This is a genomic window from Streptococcus sp. (assembly GCF_032481935.1).
In the GTDB taxonomy this organism is placed as follows: Bacteria; Bacillota; Bacilli; order Lactobacillales; family Streptococcaceae; genus Streptococcus.
In genome coordinates, this window is sequence record NZ_JAWERU010000021.1 from 22108 (window position 1) to 40305 (window position 18198).

Annotated in this window: 16 protein-coding genes and 1 other RNA gene; 3 read left to right on the forward strand and 14 right to left on the reverse strand. The window is 41.4% G+C overall.

Annotation, left to right across the window (positions count from 1 at the left end; genetic code table 11):
- The first annotated feature begins 67 nt into the window (after positions 1-67).
- From rnhC to E7C97_RS05655, 3 genes are all read left to right on the forward strand, one after another.
- Positions 68-949: a ribonuclease HIII gene (gene rnhC, locus E7C97_RS05645; RefSeq protein WP_316108419.1), complete on the forward strand. Its 882-nt coding sequence runs from the start codon at positions 68-70 to the stop codon at positions 947-949.
- A 3-nt stretch (positions 950-952) separates the two neighbouring features.
- Positions 953-1567, forward strand: a complete 615-nt coding sequence (gene lepB, locus E7C97_RS05650; protein ID WP_000876252.1) for a signal peptidase I — start codon at positions 953-955, stop codon at positions 1565-1567.
- A gap of 100 nt (positions 1568-1667) precedes the next feature.
- Positions 1668-4034 (forward strand): ATP-dependent RecD-like DNA helicase, encoded by a 2367-nt coding sequence (locus E7C97_RS05655; protein ID WP_316108420.1) that lies wholly within the window; start codon positions 1668-1670, stop codon positions 4032-4034.
- Positions 4035-4081: 47 nt separating this feature from the next.
- On the opposite strand, the gene tig is transcribed toward E7C97_RS05655, so the two are convergent.
- From tig to rnpB, 14 genes are all read right to left on the reverse strand, one after another.
- A complete protein-coding gene (gene tig, locus E7C97_RS05660) occupies positions 4082-5365 on the reverse strand; it encodes a trigger factor (RefSeq protein ID WP_316108421.1) in 1284 nt (427 codons plus the stop codon).
- Between the two features lie 212 nt (positions 5366-5577).
- Complete coding sequence (locus E7C97_RS05665; protein ID WP_075230536.1) at positions 5578-6210, reverse strand: response regulator transcription factor; 633 nt, start codon at positions 6208-6210, stop codon at positions 5578-5580.
- An 11-nt stretch (positions 6211-6221) separates the two neighbouring features.
- Complete coding sequence (locus tag E7C97_RS05670) at positions 6222-7220, reverse strand: sensor histidine kinase (protein WP_316108422.1); 999 nt, start codon at positions 7218-7220, stop codon at positions 6222-6224.
- On the reverse strand, positions 7217-7915 hold the full coding sequence (gene liaF / locus E7C97_RS05675; protein WP_316108423.1) for a cell wall-active antibiotics response protein LiaF: 699 nt from the start codon (positions 7913-7915) through the stop codon (positions 7217-7219). Before liaF ends, E7C97_RS05670 begins: the two co-directional genes overlap by 4 nt.
- Positions 7916-8009: 94 nt before the next feature.
- Positions 8010-9011 carry a type 2 isopentenyl-diphosphate Delta-isomerase gene (gene fni / locus E7C97_RS05680; RefSeq protein ID WP_316108424.1) on the reverse strand — a complete coding sequence of 334 codons (1002 nt, stop codon included), beginning with the start codon at positions 9009-9011 and terminating at the stop codon, positions 8010-8012.
- A complete protein-coding gene (locus tag E7C97_RS05685) occupies positions 8989-10002 on the reverse strand; it encodes a phosphomevalonate kinase (protein WP_316108425.1) in 1014 nt (337 codons plus the stop codon). Before E7C97_RS05685 ends, fni begins: the two co-directional genes overlap by 23 nt.
- A complete protein-coding gene (mvaD, locus tag E7C97_RS05690) occupies positions 9989-10942 on the reverse strand; it encodes a diphosphomevalonate decarboxylase (protein ID WP_316108426.1) in 954 nt (317 codons plus the stop codon). Before mvaD ends, E7C97_RS05685 begins: the two co-directional genes overlap by 14 nt.
- Positions 10924-11802, reverse strand: a complete 879-nt coding sequence (mvk, locus tag E7C97_RS05695) for a mevalonate kinase (protein WP_070460070.1) — start codon at positions 11800-11802, stop codon at positions 10924-10926. The genes mvaD and mvk overlap by 19 nt, the downstream gene beginning before the upstream one ends.
- A 123-nt stretch (positions 11803-11925) precedes the next feature.
- Positions 11926-12852: an N-acetylmuramoyl-L-alanine amidase family protein gene (locus tag E7C97_RS05700; RefSeq protein WP_049549533.1), complete on the reverse strand. Its 927-nt coding sequence runs from the start codon at positions 12850-12852 to the stop codon at positions 11926-11928.
- 95 nt (positions 12853-12947) lie between these two features.
- Positions 12948-13637 carry a response regulator transcription factor gene (locus tag E7C97_RS05705; RefSeq protein WP_049510160.1) on the reverse strand — a complete coding sequence of 230 codons (690 nt, stop codon included), beginning with the start codon at positions 13635-13637 and terminating at the stop codon, positions 12948-12950.
- Positions 13638-13648: 11 nt separating this feature from the next.
- On the reverse strand, positions 13649-15073 hold the full coding sequence (gndA, locus tag E7C97_RS05710; protein WP_156671851.1) for an NADP-dependent phosphogluconate dehydrogenase: 1425 nt from the start codon (positions 15071-15073) through the stop codon (positions 13649-13651).
- A 76-nt stretch (positions 15074-15149) separates the two neighbouring features.
- Entirely contained in the window at positions 15150-16613 is a 1464-nt protein-coding gene (locus E7C97_RS05715) for a cell division site-positioning protein MapZ family protein (protein ID WP_316108427.1), read from the reverse strand.
- A gap of 12 nt (positions 16614-16625) precedes the next feature.
- The gene (locus E7C97_RS05720; RefSeq protein ID WP_316108428.1) at positions 16626-17783 is read right to left on the reverse strand and encodes a class I SAM-dependent RNA methyltransferase; all 1158 of its coding nucleotides are present in this window, start codon (positions 17781-17783) and stop codon (positions 16626-16628) included.
- 81 nt (positions 17784-17864) lie between these two features.
- An RNA gene (rnpB, locus tag E7C97_RS05725) (RNase P RNA component class B) lies at positions 17865-18198 on the reverse strand; the annotation flags it as partial.

Here is an 18198-nt window from a genome sequence, read left to right on the forward strand (position 1 = left end):
TATACCAAATTTCACTTAGTTTGTCAGTTTTTACCAATTCTACGGCTTTTATGGTACAATAAGAATTATGGCAAGTATTACATTAACTCCGAGCGAAAAGGAAATCCAAGCCTTTGTTCAAAAGCATGAAAAAAAACTCGCTCCAAGTAAAAACCCATATATTCGCTACTTTTTCAAGCTTCCGCAGGCAAGTGTTTCCATCTACACATCAGGAAAAGTGCTCTTGCAAGGAGAAGCTGCTGAACGTTACGCCAGCTTTTTTGGTTATCAGGTCAGCCCAGTAGCTAGTGGACAAAACTTTCCGATGATTGGAACTGACGAAGTAGGAAATGGTTCCTACTTTGGTGGTCTGGCTGTAGTAGCATCCTTTGTGACTCCTGACCAGCATGACTTTCTGCGAAAATTAGGTGTAGGGGATTCTAAGACTCTGACAGACAAAAAGATTCGTCAGCTTGCTCCTCTGCTTAAGGAAAAAATTCAGCACCAAGCTCTACTTCTTTCTCCAAGCAAGTATAATGAAGTCATCGGTGAGCGCTACAATGCCGTTTCTGTCAAGGTAGCCCTGCACAATCAAGCAATCTTTCTCCTTCTACAAAAGGGAGTCCAGCCAGAAAAGATTGTGATCGATGCTTTTACTAGTGCTCAAAACTATGAGAAGTACTTAAAAAATGAAGCCAATCACTTTTCTAATCCAATCAGTCTGGAGGAAAAAGCTGAAGGCAAATACTTGGCTGTCGCTGTTAGCTCAATCATTGCACGTGATCTCTTTCTAGAAAATCTCGAAAATCTGGGTAGAGAACTTGGTTATCAACTTCCAAGTGGGGCTGGAACGGCTTCTGATAAGGTAGCTAGCCAAATCCTTCGTGCCTATGGTATGCAGGGACTCAACTTCTGCGCCAAACTACACTTTAAAAATACTGAAAAAGCAAAAAAAATGCTAGAAAGGTAAATTATGAAATATTTAAAATCATTTTTAAAAGAGTGGGGAGTTATCTTCCTACTTATTACACTAGTAGGTCTTAGCCGTCTCTTTCTCTGGAGCAATGTCCGCGTAGAAGGACATTCTATGGATCCTACCCTGGCAGATGGAGAAATCCTCTTTGTGGTTAAACATCTCCCAATCAATCGTTTTGATATTGTGGTTGCTCATGAAGACGATGGGAACAAGGATATCGTTAAACGGGTCATTGGTATGCCAGGAGATACTATCCGTTACGAAAGCGACAAGCTCTATATCAATGGTCAAGAAACTGATGAGCCCTATTTAGCAGAATACCTTAAGCGTTTCAAGGAAGATAAACTCCAAAGCACTTATACTGGAACTGGTTGGGACGGCAAAAAGGGAGAATACTTTAGAACTTTAGCTCAAAAGGCTCAGGCCTTTACCCTAGATGTTAATTACAACACTAGCTTTACCTTCACTGTACCAGAGGGTGAATACCTCCTACTGGGTGATGACCGTCTGGTATCTAGCGACAGTCGACATGTTGGTACCTTTAAGGCAAAAGATATCACCGGAGAAGCCAAATTCCGCTTCTGGCCACTCAAGCGTATCGGAACATTTTAAAAACTAGGAAGAGGCCGAGAATTTTCTATCTCAGCCTCTTCTCATTCTATTTTGACTAAATCTGGGATAAATTTTCTCAGACACTATTGTAAGGAAGTTTATGGAAGTTTATTTTTCAGGCACCATTGAACGCATTATTTTTGAAAATGTCAGCAATTTTTTCCGTATTTTACTCCTAGATATTGAGGATACCAATGCTGAAGACTTTGATGATTATGAAATCATTGTCACAGGTACTATGGCTGATATCATTGAAGGAGAAGAATACACTTTTTGGGGACAAATCGTCCAACACTCCAAGTATGGGGAACAGCTACAAATGACTCACTATGAGAGAGCCAAGCCGACTAGTAAGGGTTTGGTCAAGTATTTCTCCAGTAGCCATTTTAAGGGAATTGGACTCAAAACAGCCCAGAAAATTGTGGATATTTACGGAGATAACACTATTGACAAAATCTTAGAAAATCCAGACAAACTCCAGTCTATCTCTGGACTCTCTGCTAAAAACCGTGAAGCCTTCGTCTCAACCCTTCGTCTTAATTACGGAACAGAGATGGTCTTAGCCAAACTGGCTAATTACGGCATCCCAAATAAACTAGCCTTTCAGATTCAAGACTTTTACAAGGAAGAAACGCTAGAGATTGTCGAGAATTATCCCTATCAACTGGTCGAGGATATCAAGGGCTTGGGATTTACCATCGCTGACCAATTGGCCCAAGAATTGGGAATTGAAAGCCAGGCTCCCGAGCGCTTCCGTGCTGGTCTCGTCCATAGTCTCTTTCAAGGTTGCATGGAAACGGGAGATACCTATATGGAAGCTAGAGACTTGTTGGAGCAAACCCTCAACCTTCTTGAATCCTCCCGTCCAGTCGAACTAGAGCCGAGTCAAGTTGCCCAAGAGCTTGCTTATCTGATTGAAGAAGATAAGGTCCAGCAGATTGATACCAAAATCTTTGATAATAGCCTCTTTTTTGCAGAAGAAGGGATTCGTAGCCATCTCATCAGAATCCTCGAAAAAGGGCAGAGTAAAAAACAGGATCTAGAGACCATTCAAGAGCATATCGCAACTATTGAGGAAGAACTGGGGATTGAGTATGATAGTATTCAAAAACAGGCCATCTGCGATGCTATCCAGAACAAGGTCTTTATCCTTACAGGTGGACCTGGTACAGGTAAGACTACTGTTATCAACGGCATTATCGCTGTCTATGCTCTCTTAGAAGGACTGGATCTCAAGAAAAAGAGCAATCTGCCCATTCTCCTAGCCGCCCCCACCGGTCGCGCAGCCCGTCGTATGAATGAGCTGACAGGACTACCAAGTGCAACTATTCACCGCCACTTGGGTATGACTGGAGACGACGATACCAGCCATCTGGAAGATTATCTGGATGCTGACTTTATCATTGTTGACGAGTTTTCTATGGTGGATACCTGGCTAGCCAACCAGCTCTTCTCCAATATCTCCTCTAACAGTAAAATCCTCATCGTTGGTGATAGTGACCAGCTGCCTTCTGTCAGTCCTGGTCAAGTCCTAGCCGACTTACTCCAGATACCAACCATCCCTCAAACACGTTTGGAAAGAATCTACCGTCAGAGCGAAGAATCGACCATCGTCACTCTTGCAAGTCAGATTCGTCAGGGAATATTGCCTGCAGATTTTACCCAGAAAAAAGCAGATCGCTCCTACTTTGAAATCGCTAGTAACCATATCCCTGCTAGCATTGAAAAAATCCTAGGTGCTGCTATCAGAAATGGCATCCCTGCTCGTGATATTCAAGTTCTTGCCCCTATGTACCGTGGAACTGCTGGTATTGATGCCATCAACCAGCTCATGCAAGACCTACTCAATCCTCCACAAAAAGACCAGCTTAGCTTTGAAGCCCCTCAGTATCACTATCGAACAGGAGATAAGGTTATCCACCTAGTTAACGATGCAGAGGTCAATGTCTTTAACGGAGACTTAGGCTATATCACAGACTTGATTCCAGGAAAATACACCGAGTCCAAGCAGGATGAGATTGTCATCGATTTTGATGGCAACGAGGTTTCCTATCCTCGAAATGAATGGTACAAGATTCGCTTAGCCTATGCCATGAGTATCCATAAGTCTCAGGGTAGCGAGTTTCCCGTCGTTATTCTACCTATCACCAGTGCAAGTAAGCGCATGTTAGAGCGTAATCTCATCTACACTGCTATCACTCGGGCCAAAAGCAAGCTGATCCTACTAGGCGAAATACAGGCCTTTGACTATGCAACTCAACATATCGGAACAGCTCGTAAGACCTATCTGATTGAACGTTTCGCTGACCTAATGCAGAACCCCGAGGAAACAAACCAACTTGCTACCGATACTGCCATCTCAACAGACACTGAACAATCCTATATTCTAACCGAAGACAACTGGTCTAATATTCCAGCCATGATTGGGATTAGCCAAGAAGACCTGCAGGAATTTTTCGGAAAATAAAGTACAAGAAAACCCACCGAATCCGGTGGGCTTTTATCTTGTAAAGATTATTTTACTGTTGCAGTGCTTGTGATCAATTCAACAGCTTTTTTCACTGCGATATCGTGTTTCAACATTTCAGCTGAAAGCAAGCTTTGTACTTGTGCAACTTCCATGTTGTAGTCTGCAGCCAACTGCTCGATTTCTTTTTGGATTTCTTCTTCTGAAGCGTCAAATCCTTCAGCTTTCGCAACTGCTTCGATAACAAGGTTAGTCTTAGTACGTGACTCAGCTTCTGCTTCGTATTGTTTGTGAAGGTCTTCTTGAGTAGTTCCAGTGATTTGGAAGTACATGTCAGGGTTAATACCTTGACGTTGCAAGTTTCCAAGGAATTCATTTACTGAACGGTGAACTTCTTCGTGGATCATTTCTTCTGGAAGTTCTACGATTTCAGCGTTTTCTACAGCTTTATCGATTGCTGCACCTTCAACTGCATCCTTGTATGCTTCTTCTTTAGCAGCAGCCAATTCCTTGCGGTATTTTTCTTTCAATTCAGCAAGTGTTTCAACTTCTTCATCGATGTCTTTTGCAAGTTCATCGTCAAGAGCTGGAACTTCTTTAGCTTTTACTTCGTGGATAGTTGTTACGAATTTAGCTTCTTTACCAGCAAGGTCTTCTGCTTGATAGTCTTCTGGGAATGTTACGATAACATCAACAGTTTCACCAGCTGAGTGACCTACCAATTGGTCTTCAAATCCAGGGATGAATTGACCTGAACCAAGTCCAAGTGAGAAGTTTTCACCTTTTCCGCCGTCAAATTCAACACCGTCAATAGAACCAACAAAGTCGATAACAACAGTGTCGCCGTTTTCAGCAGCACCTTCTTTGATCACCAATTCAGCCAAGTTGTTGCGTTCACGTTCGATACGCTCTTCAACATCAGCATCAGTTACTTCTTTTTCTACATCAACTGATACTTCAAGGTTTTTGTAGTCACCCAATTTAACATCAGGTTTTGTAACAACTTCAGCAGTGATAACCCAGTCTTGACCTTTTTCCATAGAAGTTACGTCAATTTTTGGTTGTGCAACGACTTCAAGACCAGCTTCTTTTACAGCCGCTTCATAAGCGTTTGGCAAAAGAGCGTTCATAACGTCTTGGTAAAGTGACTCCTCACCAAATTTTTGGTCGAAGATAGGACGTGGAAGATGACCCTTACGGAAACCAGGAACGTTAAGAGATTTCTTTACTGAGTTAAATACACGATCCAATTCTGGTTTGATTTGGTCTTGAGAGATAGTGAAAGTCAAGACACCACGGTTTGTTTCTTTGTTTTCAAATGATACAGACATTCTGTCATTTCTCACAGTCTATTATATCATATACTAGTAACTTTTTTCAAGTCAGAACCGAGTTTTCAGAACTGCTTGAGATACTTGTTAATCCTAGATTACTGTTTTTTGCTTAACGTATCCAATTTATCAAGAAAAAACATTAAAAATTTATTTCAAAGAAAAAATTACCTCTGAAACAGAGAGTTTTGATTTCACTCCAAAAAACTCCTCTAGAAGTCCTCATGGCCTACCAAGTGATGCTGAAAGGCATAGACTGCTGCCTGAGTGCGGTCGCTAACCTGAAGTTTAGCAAGGATGTTTGAAACATGAGTTTTTACAGTTTTGAGGGAGATAAACAATTCATCTGCGATCCGCTGATTTTCATAACCCTTAGCAATTAGTTGAAGGACATCCCGTTCACGCGCAGTCAAGTCCTCATGAAGTTCAATATGATTACGGTTGTATTCTACCTTCTTGCTCACCTCTTGTTCAATAGCTAGCTCTCCAGCCGCCACCTTACGAACAGCGTGTAGCAATTCATCTGCGCTCGAAGTCTTAAGCATATATCCTCTAGCCCCAGCATTCAAGACCGGCATGATTTTTTCATTATCTAAGTAAGATGTCACAATCAAGATTTTAGCCTCTGGCCATTCTTTGAGAATAGCTAGTGTCGCGTCAATTCCATTGACTTCAGGCATGACAATATCCATGACAATCACATCTGGACGAAGCTCCAAGGCCATGGAAATTCCTTCCGCACCATTGGTTGCTTCTCCTACAACCTCTACATCATCTTGTAATTCAAAATAACTTTTTAAACCCAGACGCACCATTTGGTGGTCATCTACCAATAATAGTTTCATCTTACTTCCTCTTATCTATCCAAATCAAGCAAGGGAATGCGGATATCCACTGCCAAACCTTGCTTGGGAGCTGTTAGTAATTGTATAGTCCCAGCCATATCTTCCACTCGTTCTTTGATATTTCGCAGACCATAGCTCAGTTCATCAACATCATCCAGCTGAAAACCACGACCATTGTCTGCAACCTTCAACTGAAATTCCGTTTCCGTTTGATAAAGGTAAACATCTAGACATGAAGCTTGTGCATGACGAAGTGTATTACTAATCAATTCTTGTACAATTCGGAAGACATGCTCCTCAATCTTTTTAGGTAATGCAGTTACCTGATATTTAAAGCTTACCTTCAGCTCACTTTTCTCTTCCAATTCTTTGAGAAGCAACTGAATGCCCTCCACCAAGCTCTTTTGTTCTAGTTCAATTGGTCGTAGATGCAAAAGAAGAATGCGCAAGTCTCTTTGAGCTGTCTCTAAAATGGCAGTCACACTTTGGAGTTGTGTTTGCATCTTCTCTCTGTCTAATTTAGAAGCTTGTTGGCTGAGCCCAGATAAAATCATATGGGCTGCAAAAATTTCTTGGCTGACCGTATCATGCAAGTCACGTGCGATTCGCTTGCGCTCCTTTTCAATAATCACTTCTTCTTTGACCAAGGCCTGATTGTCTGCTTTTTGAATAGCTTCTGTCAACAAACCAAGCTTTCCTGACAAGTTTCTAAAACTTGCATCTAAATCTGCATCTCCCAGACTTTCAATATCTTTGCCAGCTAGCAGATGTTTGAGATTTGCTTGTATTCTTCTTTTAGAAATTTCATCAACCATTGTCCAGAATAGGACTAATAAAAATGCCAGAGCAGCACTAAACATTAAAGCTAGAAAGAGGACTTTTTCTGTCTTTTCTAAATCTTGGAAGAGAGAAGTCCACTCCAAATCTAAGACCTTAAAAATGCTTCGAAATAGAAAAGCAACAAAGAGAAATGAGGTGAGTCCAATTAAAATATAGGGTTGCTTTTTCATCCTCTCACCACCTCAACATCTCCAACCATGGTTGTCAAAAGAATCTTAACACTCTTAGGACTCTTGAGATAATCCCTCGTTTCTTGATGGAATTGTTCATTGCGCAAAGCTCGCTTAGGCTGGTCAAAGAAGGTTAAGTCTCCGTACAGAGAATTGACACTAAGACTGACTTCTACATCCACTGGTACAATAATTCTAGTAGTGCCGACTAGCTTTCTCAAGATGATGACATTATCATGATTGCTCAAAATCACGTGCTCTAGATGAATGGTATCCTTCCCCATGAGACGAAAAAGGTTGATATCATCAAAGCGGCAAGTCTGGTAGCTTGAAAAATGGTGGAGATTTCCAAACCAGCGATTTTTCTCCCTCTTCACCGTCACAACTTCTTCAAAAATCAGATTGGTGTCTTCTCTTTCCTGGTTCATCATAGGATAAAGCAAGAACAGGCTGTATACCAAGGCCACAAAGATAGCCATAATGACAAAGGGATTGAGCATGATGATAAAGAAAAATAGGATGCTCACTGCCACTAATATGAGGTTATTCCCCTGTCTTCCAGTGTAGTATCGAATCAGCAGTAAAAACAAGAGCAATATCAGCAGAAAACGAGAAAAATGCTCTGATACCATCATAATCAGAGCTCCTGTTAATAAACAAGCTTCAATAAATAGAAAAATTTGAAATTTTCGCATGTATCCGTCCTCTCTATTTTATTGTATCACAAAACCAAAAAGTCACATCAGTCTAAGGAATGATAAAGAGACCGGGACCAAAATCCCGACTTCCTTATAGTTGATCTTTTGCTTCTTTTAATTTTCCGTAAAGGAGATAGTCGACCTCTTGCAAATCCTTAATTCTTTTACAATTAAGGGCACACATAATCAAGCGTAGGTCTTCCTTCCAACCTTCAACAATAGCGATAACGACATCCACTGGGTAGCTTTCAACCAACTCTAACATGGTGCGTGATAGTCCAACCGCCTTGGCTCCAAAGACCAAGCATTTGATGATATCTAGTGGATTGCGAACTCCTCCACTCACCAAAAGTTCCATCTTGTCTTTCCAGTCTTGGGCATTGATAAGAGCCTGCATGGTCGATTGACCCCAATCATTGAGATAGTCCCGTTGACCGCTACGACGATTTTCGATATAGGCAAAGCTGGTTCCCCCACGCCCAGACAAATCAACGGTTCGTATTCCCATCTCATATGCCTTAGCAATGGTCTTCACATCCATACCAAAGCCGACCTCTTTTAAAACAAGGGGCACAGAGATTTGCTCAGCATAATCCTTCAGATTGTTTTGCCACAATCTAAATTGACGTTCACCTTCTGGCATGAGTAATTCCTGCATGACATTGACATGAACTTGCAAGAGGAGGGGATTCATCTCTTGGACCGTGTGTAATCCTAGTTCTACAGGTTTATCCAAGCCAATATTGGTTCCAAGAAGTAGATCAGGATGATTTGACTTCACGGCAAAAGAATCATCTGATGGATCCTTTAGGGCAGCGCTGTAGGAACCTGTCACAAATAAAATTCCACAAGCCTCTGCCACCTGAGCCAATTTTTGATTGATTTCTCTGCCCCGATCACTCCCACCTGTCATGGCGTTAATATAAAAAGGAAAGTCCCATTTTCGCCCTGCAAATTCTGTCGAAAGATCAATTTCATCTAAGTCATATAAGGTTAGTGAGGAGTGGATTAACTCCACCTCATCAAAACTATTATAAGAACTTTTTTGTTCAAGGGCATAGCGGATGTGTTCATCCTTCCGATTTGTCGTCATGTCCTATCCTTTCTTGATACAAGAGCTCAATTCCTAGATCAGCCCAGCGTTTTTTCAGTAATGTGGTCGAATCTTGGTCAAAACTGAGGGCAATGCCACAATCTCCACCACCAGCACCACTACTTTTAGCGACGGCTTTTAAGTCTCTGCTGGCATTTTTTAATTGTCTGAGAGAAGGGGTGTAAATATCTGAACTCAAGCCTTCTAAAAGTTGGCTGGCTTGTTCTAGTAGCTCCATTATCTTTTCTTCTTGACCTGCCTCCAAAGCATTTACCAAGTTAGTTACTGTTTCTTTTGAAGCCTGCAAAAAGCTAGCATTCATATTCTTCTTGATTTGCTTAACCATGTGACTAGACACCGCTACTTCCTTGGTCCAACCTACCAGAAAATCAAATCCCAAGACCGTTTCAACATTCCTAATAGAAAAGCCCCAGTCACGTGTTAGTACAGTTGGCAAGTCTTCCTTTTCTAGCCATTGTGCCACTTTCTCCCGGTCAAACGACTGATAGAGCACCAGGTCTTCTGAAACGATACAGGCAATGTCACCCATGGAACCATTGTCTCCACGTTTGAGAAGAACAGCACTCGCCAGTTTAAACAAGAGGTCTCTTTCAGCTGGTCTATCATAGAAAGCAAGCATGGCCTTGATAACCAATACAACGACGCTACCACTAGAACCCAGACCAAACTTCTTGCCCTCACGCTCCATTTTCCCACGAATCTCCAAGGAAAAAGGCTGCAAGTCAACTCCTTGGGCAGTCAGATAGTCCTCCACCGAAGCAACTGTTTCTTGGATCAAGGCATAGGAAGAATCTGGGCACATATCTACACTATAAGTAAACATATCTGAGTAGAGTCGATAAACTTCTGAGGACTCAATCTCAGCCGTCATATAGATGGGAATAGCTTTTATTAGTGCCAACTGTCCTGGTTCTAAAATGGCATACTCCCCAGCCCAATAGAGCTTCCCACAAGTCTTAACAATCGTCATCTTGGCTCAAGTCCTTTGTTTTTGATACGATTAAGCGATAGCGTTGACCTAAGAGTTCTGATAGATGTTCCAAGTCTTTTTCTAAACAAAGAACCTTGACATTAGGCCCCGCATCTATGGTGAAGTAGCAAGCTTCTCCTTGTTCTCTAAGCTGACGAACGAAATCCATAGCCTCATAACTCGCATCTGTCAAGTAAGAGAAGGATGGAGTTGCAGTCTTGGTCGTAGCATGCATAGCGAGAGCATTTTTCTCTGTTAATTCTCCAACCTTCTCAAAGTCGTTTTCCTTGAGGTAGACCAGCATATCCTTGTAGTCTTGCTCAGACTGACGAATCCACTCATCAAAAGTCGTTGAAGTTTCCACACAGAGTTTCATGCCATCCCGACTAGAGATTGGTTTTTTCTGGTCTTCCAAGACCAACATAATCATAGCTAGTTTCAAGTCAGTTTCAACTGGATAAATCTCTCCACTATCCTTATCCCAAGCTGCTATCGGTCCATAAAAACTACGAGATGAAGAACCAGATGCGAACTTAGCTTCCAAAGCTAATTCTTTACGATCTAGTCCTAATTGAAAGTAAGCATTGCAAGCTTTGACTAGAGCAGACAAACCACTGGAACTAGAAGAAAGACCTGCTGCTGTCGGCATATTGTTCTTGGTATCGATACGAACAAAACCTGCTCCTTCAGGACGGTAGCGATCAATGATTTTACTCATCTTGGCATGCTCAAATTCGTTTTGCAACTGGTCATTGATATAAAAGGCATCCGAGCTTGCATCTGCTGGTAAAGGAGAAAGTGTCGTCTCCGTATACATATTTTCTAAGGTTAGAGAGATACTGCTAGTCGCAGGAACCATCTCTTTTTCTGCTTTCTTACCCCAATATTTGATAATAGCAATATTGGCATAGGAACGTACTGTTACAGGCTTTCGATCCATGTCTGAACAGCTCCTTTCTCTTCTAATCTTTCTGCTAGTTCTTGCGCTTGGCTTACATTAGCAACCAGGGCGATAATACAGCCTCCTAGACCACCACCACTCATCTTGGCTCCTAGGGCTCCATGTTCAAGAGCAGTTTCAACCAAGGCATCCGCCTCCGGGCTACCAACTCCAATTTCCTTTAGATTTCCATGGGCTTTGGTTAGAATTTCTCCCAGCTTCACGGCATCTTTTGTTTTTATTGCTTCTTCTGCTTGCTGGGTCAACTCTCCTAGTGCATGCAAGAAAGGTAAGGCATCCTTGCCCTTGCTCTGTACGACTTGGATAGCTTCACGAGTATGTCCATAAACTCCAGTATCTGCAATGACCAGATAAGCTGACAAATCCATTGTTAATTCTTCAAAACCAACATTCTTGATAAAACGAATAGGCTGGTCACTTAGGCAAGTTTTAGCATCTAAACCACTAGGATTCATATGGGCAATCATCTCCGCCCGATTGACCAAAATTTCTAACACATCATGTGGAAGTTCTGCTTGGTAATAATCAAATACCGCTCGAATGGCCGCAATACTGATAGCTGCTGAAGAACCCATCCCACGTTTTTCAGGAATAGCCGAGTCAATTTGACAACGGATGCAAGCATCCTGGATATTTAAATACTCGAGAGAAGCATAAACTGCCATGGACAAGGTATCCTCTTCAAAAAGACGCCATGGTGTATCTGCTGGAACCACCCGACAAGTCACCTCTACCTCTAAAAGAGGTAAAGAGATGGCTGGGTAGCCATAAACCACTGCATGCTCTCCTATTAAAATAATTTTACTATGTGCCTGACCGACACCAACTTCTTTTGTCATTTAATCCTACTATCAGATGAAAATCATCTGTTTCTAGATAAAATTTTAGAACTTTATTCCTTTCTATTTTATTATATTTTCACAAAAAAAGCGATTGTTTCCTTTCACAATCGCTTGTTTTCATTACTGTACCCACTCGCCATTATAGTTGACCTGGTAGCCACCTACTGTGGTATTTACAGCTAGGGCACCTGAACTATAAGCATAGTACCATTTACCATTAGCTTGGAACCAACCTGTCACCATAGCTCCTGACGAACGGAGGTAATACCAAGTATTATCGACATAAATCCAGCCTGTTTTCATGTCACCATTTTGAGCATCTAGGTAATACCAAGTTGAACCATCTAGATACCAGCCTGTCGCCATAGCACCTGATGAACGGAGATAGTACCACTTGTTACCAAGATACTGCCAACCAGTTTGCATAATGCCAGTTGTTGGATCTAAATAGTACCAAGTGGAAGCATCTTGAATCCAACCAGAACTTTTCTCACCACCAAGATTCTTATTCCCAGAATTTCCTGTTTTTGCTAGGTAATACCAGTTAGATTGATCATAAAGCCAACCTGTCTTTAAAGAATGATCTTGATCAAAGTAGTAGTATGCTAATTTAAGAACTTCTGGACCTTCCCAGCCTTCACCATGTTTTTTCCCAACGGTTAAGGAATCTTTTAACTCTAATTGTTGCCAGCCAACAAATTCTTGTAGTACGCCATCTTGGTTAAAGTAATACCATTTTGACATTGGCATATATTCTAATCTGATACCATTTGGGTAAGGACCAATTGTACTACCTTTATCTGGCATGGGAATATACTGCCATCCAATAACCATTTCACCATTATAGTCAAAATAATAGTACTTGCCATCAATCACTCGCCAGTGGGTTTCTTTGAGGTCCCCCTTCTTGTAGTAAGTTCTACCATTTTCTTGAACAAATTTCCAGCCTTCAGAATTCGAATCATCCGCAAATACTGTACTTGTTGCTAACAGACTTACGAAAAATACTGCAAGCCCAACTTGTATCATTTTTTTCAAAAATTTCATTCTTGTTTCCTCCAAAATGATTGTAGCAAAAATCAAATCATATGTCAACATTTCAACGACTCAAAAAAAGCAGTTACAAAACTGCAACTGCTTTTCTATTCTTGCATGGTGTAACCAACACCACGCACGGTTTTAATATAGCTCTTTTGACCTTTTACGTCAAGTTTGCTACGTAGATAACGGATATAAACGTCCACTATATTGGTTTCGGTCGCACTTTCATACTTCCAAACACTTTCCAGCAATTGTTCACGAGTCAAAACCTTCTTGCTTCCCATAAGGGTAGCTAAGAGGTCATATTCACGACGTGTCAGAGCAATCATCTCTTCGCCACGATAGACGGTATGATGTTCTACGTCCATACGCAGATTGCGATAAGCTGTCGGAACTTTCATCTGACTACAGTGTTGGTCGATGAAATCTCTACCTCGGAAGATAGCTGAAATACGACTGACCAAATCATCGATAATGATTGGTTTATAGATGTATGAAACAGCGAAACGCTGGATTGTTTCAAGTTGGTCTTGCAATTCTTCTCGATGGTCCAAGACCATGATCACCGCAGCTGGCTTGGTTCGACTCAACTTATCTGCAAAATCCTGGGCTGTCATATCCCCTAGATGAGCATTCAGTAAAATCAAGTCATAGTCTGTCTGAAGAGCCATGGAGAGGGCTTTTTGTCCCTCTTCTACCTGATCAACTCGGTATTGCTCTTTTTGGAGTTCCAGACTTAAAAAATGAGCTAGATTTCTTTCTTTCTCAAGTAATAAAATCCGTTTCCCCATGGCTGACCTACTTATTTTTCGTCATACCAAGAGTAGTGGAAGGTTCCTTCTTTGTCTTTACGTTGGTAAGTGTGGGCACCAAAGTAGTCACGTTGTGCTTGGATCAAGTTAGCTGGAAGGTCAGCTGAACGGTAGCTGTCAAAGTAAGTGATAGCTGCTGAGAATGTTGGTACTGGTACACCAGCTTGAACAGCAAGAGCTACGATATCACGAACAGATTGTTGGTACTTAGCAGTTACGTCCAAGAAGTACTCATCCAAAAGAAGGTTAGCAAGATCTGCATCACGGTTGTAAGCATCTGTAATCTTTTGCAAGAAACGAGAACGGATGATACATCCATCACGCCAGATAGAAGCGATATCTGCAAATGGCAAGTTCCAATTATTTTCTTTAGAAGCTACACGCAATTGCGCAAAACCTTGTGCGTATGAGATGATTTTTGAGAAGTAAAGGGCTTGACGGATTTTTTCAATCAACTCAGCCTTGTCGCCTTCAAATTTGAAAGCAGCTGGTTTTGGAAGAACCTTGCTAGCATGTACACGTTCTTCTTTGTAAGTAGAGATGTAACGGGCAAATACTGACTCAGTGATGAGTGACAATGGCACACCAAGATCAAGAGCTGATTGGCTAGTCCATTTACCAGTTCCTTTGTTTCCTGCAGCATCCAAGATATAATCAACGATTGGTCCATCTTGACCTTCATCGTCTTTGCGTCCAAGGATATCAGCAGTGATTTCAATCAAGTAGCTGTCCAATTCACCCTTGTTCCACTCAGTAAAGATTTCAGCCATATCTTGAGCTGAAAGGCCAAGCAAGTGTTGCATCAAGTCATAGCTTTCTGCGATCAATTGCATATCACCGTACTCGATACCATTGTGGACCATTTTCACATAGTGACCAGCTCCATCAGGACCGATGTATGTCACACATGGTTTTCCATCTTCTGGTGCTTTAGCTGAGATTTCTTCAAGAACATCAGCCACCAAGTCGTAAGCTTCTTTTTGTCCACCAGGCATGATAGAAGGACCTTCGAGGGCACCTTTTTCACCACCAGATACACCAGTACCGATAAAGTTGATACCTGAGTTCGCCAATTCTTCATTACGACGGATGGTATCTTTATAGAAAGTGTTTCCTCCGTCGATCAAAATATCACCTTTATCCAAGTGTGGAAGAAGGGCTTGAATCGTCGCATCTGTACCAGGTCCTGCTTGAACCATAAGCATGATACGACGTGGTTTTTCAATTGAATTTACGAAACTTTCGATATCATAGCTTGGCACGAAGTTTTTATCAGGGTGGCAAGCAATCACATCTTCAGTTTTTTCTTTACTACGGTTATAAATAGCAACTGTATAACCACGGGATTCAATATTAAGGGCAAGGTTACGACCCATTACGGCCATACCAACAACACCAAAGTTAGCTTTTGTCATGTGACACTCCTCTTGTTTAATATGTTTTATTTTATCATGTTTATCTGTGAAAAGAAAGAATTTTGTAACAATTTGACTAGTAGTCTAAATCATCCGCATGTCCAGAGCCATTCCCTACAAAGTAACCTGTCTTACAATTAAGGGTAAAGAGATAGGTACCATCTGGTTTATAAAGATTATAGTAGCCATTACCATTAACAATATTCACAGGTTCCAAAATATATTGGTTGCCTGTAATGTAGCCACGCGCACGCGAAGTCTCAAGAATTCGTTCAAGGACACCATTTGCAAAAGTCCAAGCAGGATTACTACTATCACTAACAGCAGCTTGATTGTACGGTACTCGACTGACACTTCTTTGTAGGTTCACACCATTGCTTGCTAGTCCACTATTAAGGATATTATTTGCTGAGGCTGTTTCACCCGCTGAAGTTGATGCATTAGCAGAGCTGCTAGCATTGCTTTCAGTTGCTGAGTTTGACTCTGTTTGACTTGATGAACTTGATTGACTACTGCTAGAGCTTGTAGAACTTGAAAGTTGACTCTTACCGAGACTAATAGCCTTATCTAGCAGTTTATCAATTTCAGTATTCCCAGTCTTAACTTCGGTAAATTTAGCATCTGCCTTTACTTTAGCATTTGTATCTAGAACACCATCTGTAATAGCTGGTGTTTCAAATTGAGCATTAACATCTTGTACTGCCTTGATTTGTGTTTCAAGGCTATCATATTTTGACTTTGCAAGAGTATGTTCTTTAGCACCCTCAAGTTTATCTAATAGCTCTTTAAGCTGACTCAATTGACTAAACTGACTATTTTTTAGGGCAGTTTTATTCTCATCAGTATAAAAAGTGTCATAGAGACTGTTAAATTGATCGAGAATTGCTTGATTGCTTACCAAACCTGCATCAGATGACTGAGACTGAATTTCTTGAGAAGAACGAGTAATTTGACGATAAACGTAGTAGCTACCTCCAATAATCAAGACAACAATCGCTAAAAGAGCTGACAAGATGACCCACAGTTTTTTGCGTTGTGGCTCATCCTCTTCTTGAAGAGAGCGAGCTAGAATTGGGGTTTCTTCTTGTGAAGTTTCCTCATTTTCTACCTGTTCTGGTTCAAATACTTCCTCTACAAGATTTTTATCCATAACTAAAGTTTCTTCTAGTGGCGAAAGGAGAACTTCTTCAGTTGCTACTCCCTCTTCTTCAGCAAACTTTTCTGATTCAGAGACTTCTTCTACCGGTTCCACCTCTTCTTCAATCGTTTCTTTAGCTTCTTGGATCAAATCATCGAGACTTTGAAGTTCCTCTTTCTTTGCCTGAATGTTTGTAAATTTGTCAGCTTCGATTTCTTCACGGTGTTGTTTGATGTATTTGTCCAAAATCGTATCATCAGGAGTTACTCCCGCTTCAATTTCTTCATTTTTTCGAATAACTTGTCCAACTGTCAGATCCTTAGCTTCCTCAAAATCAAACTGAGGTTCTTGGGAGGTTTTCTCCGGTTCTAACATTTCTTCTTTTTTATCCTTCTGATCCATGGCAGCTCCTTTCTAATCTGTCAAATTTCTTTTGACACGTTGACCAAAATATTGATATAGATCAACTTTCAAAGTACCGTTGTAGAGTTTTCGTTTTTTGTCCGCCTGACTACCATATTTGCTTTCAAAGGCTTCATCACTTGTCAGGATAAACTTACTCCAAGTTTTGAGAGGTCCAAAAACCTCACCCATTTCAGCATAAAGTTTAGTTACTCCTGCATCATCTGACAAACGTTCCCCATAAGGTGGGTTAGAGATAATGACTCCATTAATCTTGTCCGTACGCAAATCCTGTACGCGCATCTGTTTAAAGAGAATATCTCCAGATACTCCTGCTGCCTGCGCATTAGCCTTGGCAATTTCTACCATACGACCATCGATATCACAGCCCATAATATCCAGTTTAATCTCTCGATCTATCTGCTTACTAGCCTCAGTTCTGACTTCTTGAATCAAGCGGTCACTAACCCAGTTCCATTCTTCAAAGGCAAAAGAACGACGTAAACCAGGCGCCATCTTGCGCGCAATCATAGCCGCCTCAATACAAAAAGTTCCAGAACCACAGGTTGGATCAATCAAAGGCTTATCTGGATACCAGTTTGACAGTTGCAAAATAGCAGCTGCCATATTTTCTTTGATCGGAGCTCCACCTTTTTCAGTACGGTAACCACGTTTAAAGAGACTTGACCCACTTGTATCAATCATAAGAGTCGCTACATCTTTCAAAATGGAAACTTCAATCTTGAACTCAGGGCCATTCTCCATCAGGGGAACACCTTCTGGTCGTGCATAGTGTTTTTGTAGTTTCTTAACAACTGCCTTCTTAGAAATTGCCTGCACACTTGGCTCATTGTGTAATTTTGACTTGACACACTTAGCCTTGGCAATTGGGAAACGGGCTCCAAGTGGGAGATAGTTCTCCCAATCTAGAGCAAAAACACCTTGGAAGAGCTCTTCAAATGTTTTTGCAGGAAAAGTTCCCACAACAATTTTGATTCTATCCGCAGCTCTTAGCCACAGGTTCGTTTGGATAATCGCTTTAACATCACCTTGAAAACGAACTCGCCCATTTTCAACTTGACAATCATAACCCAAATCTCTTACTTCACGTCCAACTACAGCTTCCAAACCCGCCGCAGCAGTCGCAATTAAATTAAATGTTGTTTTCATTTCAGTCTTTTATAGACCTTTCTTTATTCACTTTAAAAAATGAGGTTGAGAATATATCTCAGCCCCAACCTATATGCAATTTTCTATAAGCCATGTTTTGTTCCAGAAGTGACTAGGACCACTTCCTTCGATAATCATCTGTCTACCACTAGCAGCTCTAGCTGCTAGCAGTCAGAGTACTACGTTCGTTTCCGCGCACTCCATGCCCCGACCAAAATTTGGGTTGCTAGCTTGAGGGGTTTACCGCGTTCCACTCTCTCTGTTTCCAGAGAGACTCCGTCACTGTGGCACTTTCAAGTCTACTCTGACATATCCTAAGACTTAGCCATTTCAACTGCCGTAACGATTTCTCGTCCCTAGGCTTATGGTTTCGCCTAGCACAAACACTACAGGCATCACAGCCTGTGCTAGCATG

Excerpts from the sequence above, each read along its gene's own strand:
- rnhC (WP_316108419.1), top strand. The coding sequence starts at position 68 with ATGGCAAGTATTACATTAACTCCGAGCGAAAAGGAAATCCAAGCCTTT.
- lepB (WP_000876252.1), top strand. The coding sequence starts at position 953 with ATGAAATATTTAAAATCATTTTTAAAAGAGTGGGGAGTTATCTTCCTA.
- E7C97_RS05655 (WP_316108420.1), top strand. The coding sequence starts at position 1,668 with ATGGAAGTTTATTTTTCAGGCACCATTGAACGCATTATTTTTGAAAAT.
- tig (WP_316108421.1), bottom strand. The coding sequence starts at position 5,365 with ATGTCTGTATCATTTGAAAACAAAGAAACAAACCGTGGTGTCTTGACT.
- E7C97_RS05665 (WP_075230536.1), bottom strand. The coding sequence starts at position 6,210 with ATGAAACTATTATTGGTAGATGACCACCAAATGGTGCGTCTGGGTTTA.
- E7C97_RS05670 (WP_316108422.1), bottom strand. The coding sequence starts at position 7,220 with ATGAAAAAGCAACCCTATATTTTAATTGGACTCACCTCATTTCTCTTT.
- liaF (WP_316108423.1), bottom strand. The coding sequence starts at position 7,915 with ATGCGAAAATTTCAAATTTTTCTATTTATTGAAGCTTGTTTATTAACA.
- fni (WP_316108424.1), bottom strand. The coding sequence starts at position 9,011 with ATGACGACAAATCGGAAGGATGAACACATCCGCTATGCCCTTGAACAA.
- E7C97_RS05685 (WP_316108425.1), bottom strand. The coding sequence starts at position 10,002 with ATGACGATTGTTAAGACTTGTGGGAAGCTCTATTGGGCTGGGGAGTAT.
- mvaD (WP_316108426.1), bottom strand. The coding sequence starts at position 10,942 with ATGGATCGAAAGCCTGTAACAGTACGTTCCTATGCCAATATTGCTATT.
- mvk (WP_070460070.1), bottom strand. The coding sequence starts at position 11,802 with ATGACAAAAGAAGTTGGTGTCGGTCAGGCACATAGTAAAATTATTTTA.
- E7C97_RS05700 (WP_049549533.1), bottom strand. The coding sequence starts at position 12,852 with ATGAAATTTTTGAAAAAAATGATACAAGTTGGGCTTGCAGTATTTTTC.
- E7C97_RS05705 (WP_049510160.1), bottom strand. The coding sequence starts at position 13,637 with ATGGGGAAACGGATTTTATTACTTGAGAAAGAAAGAAATCTAGCTCAT.
- gndA (WP_156671851.1), bottom strand. The coding sequence starts at position 15,073 with ATGACAAAAGCTAACTTTGGTGTTGTTGGTATGGCCGTAATGGGTCGT.
- E7C97_RS05715 (WP_316108427.1), bottom strand. The coding sequence starts at position 16,613 with ATGGATCAGAAGGATAAAAAAGAAGAAATGTTAGAACCGGAGAAAACC.
- E7C97_RS05720 (WP_316108428.1), bottom strand. The coding sequence starts at position 17,783 with ATGAAAACAACATTTAATTTAATTGCGACTGCTGCGGCGGGTTTGGAA.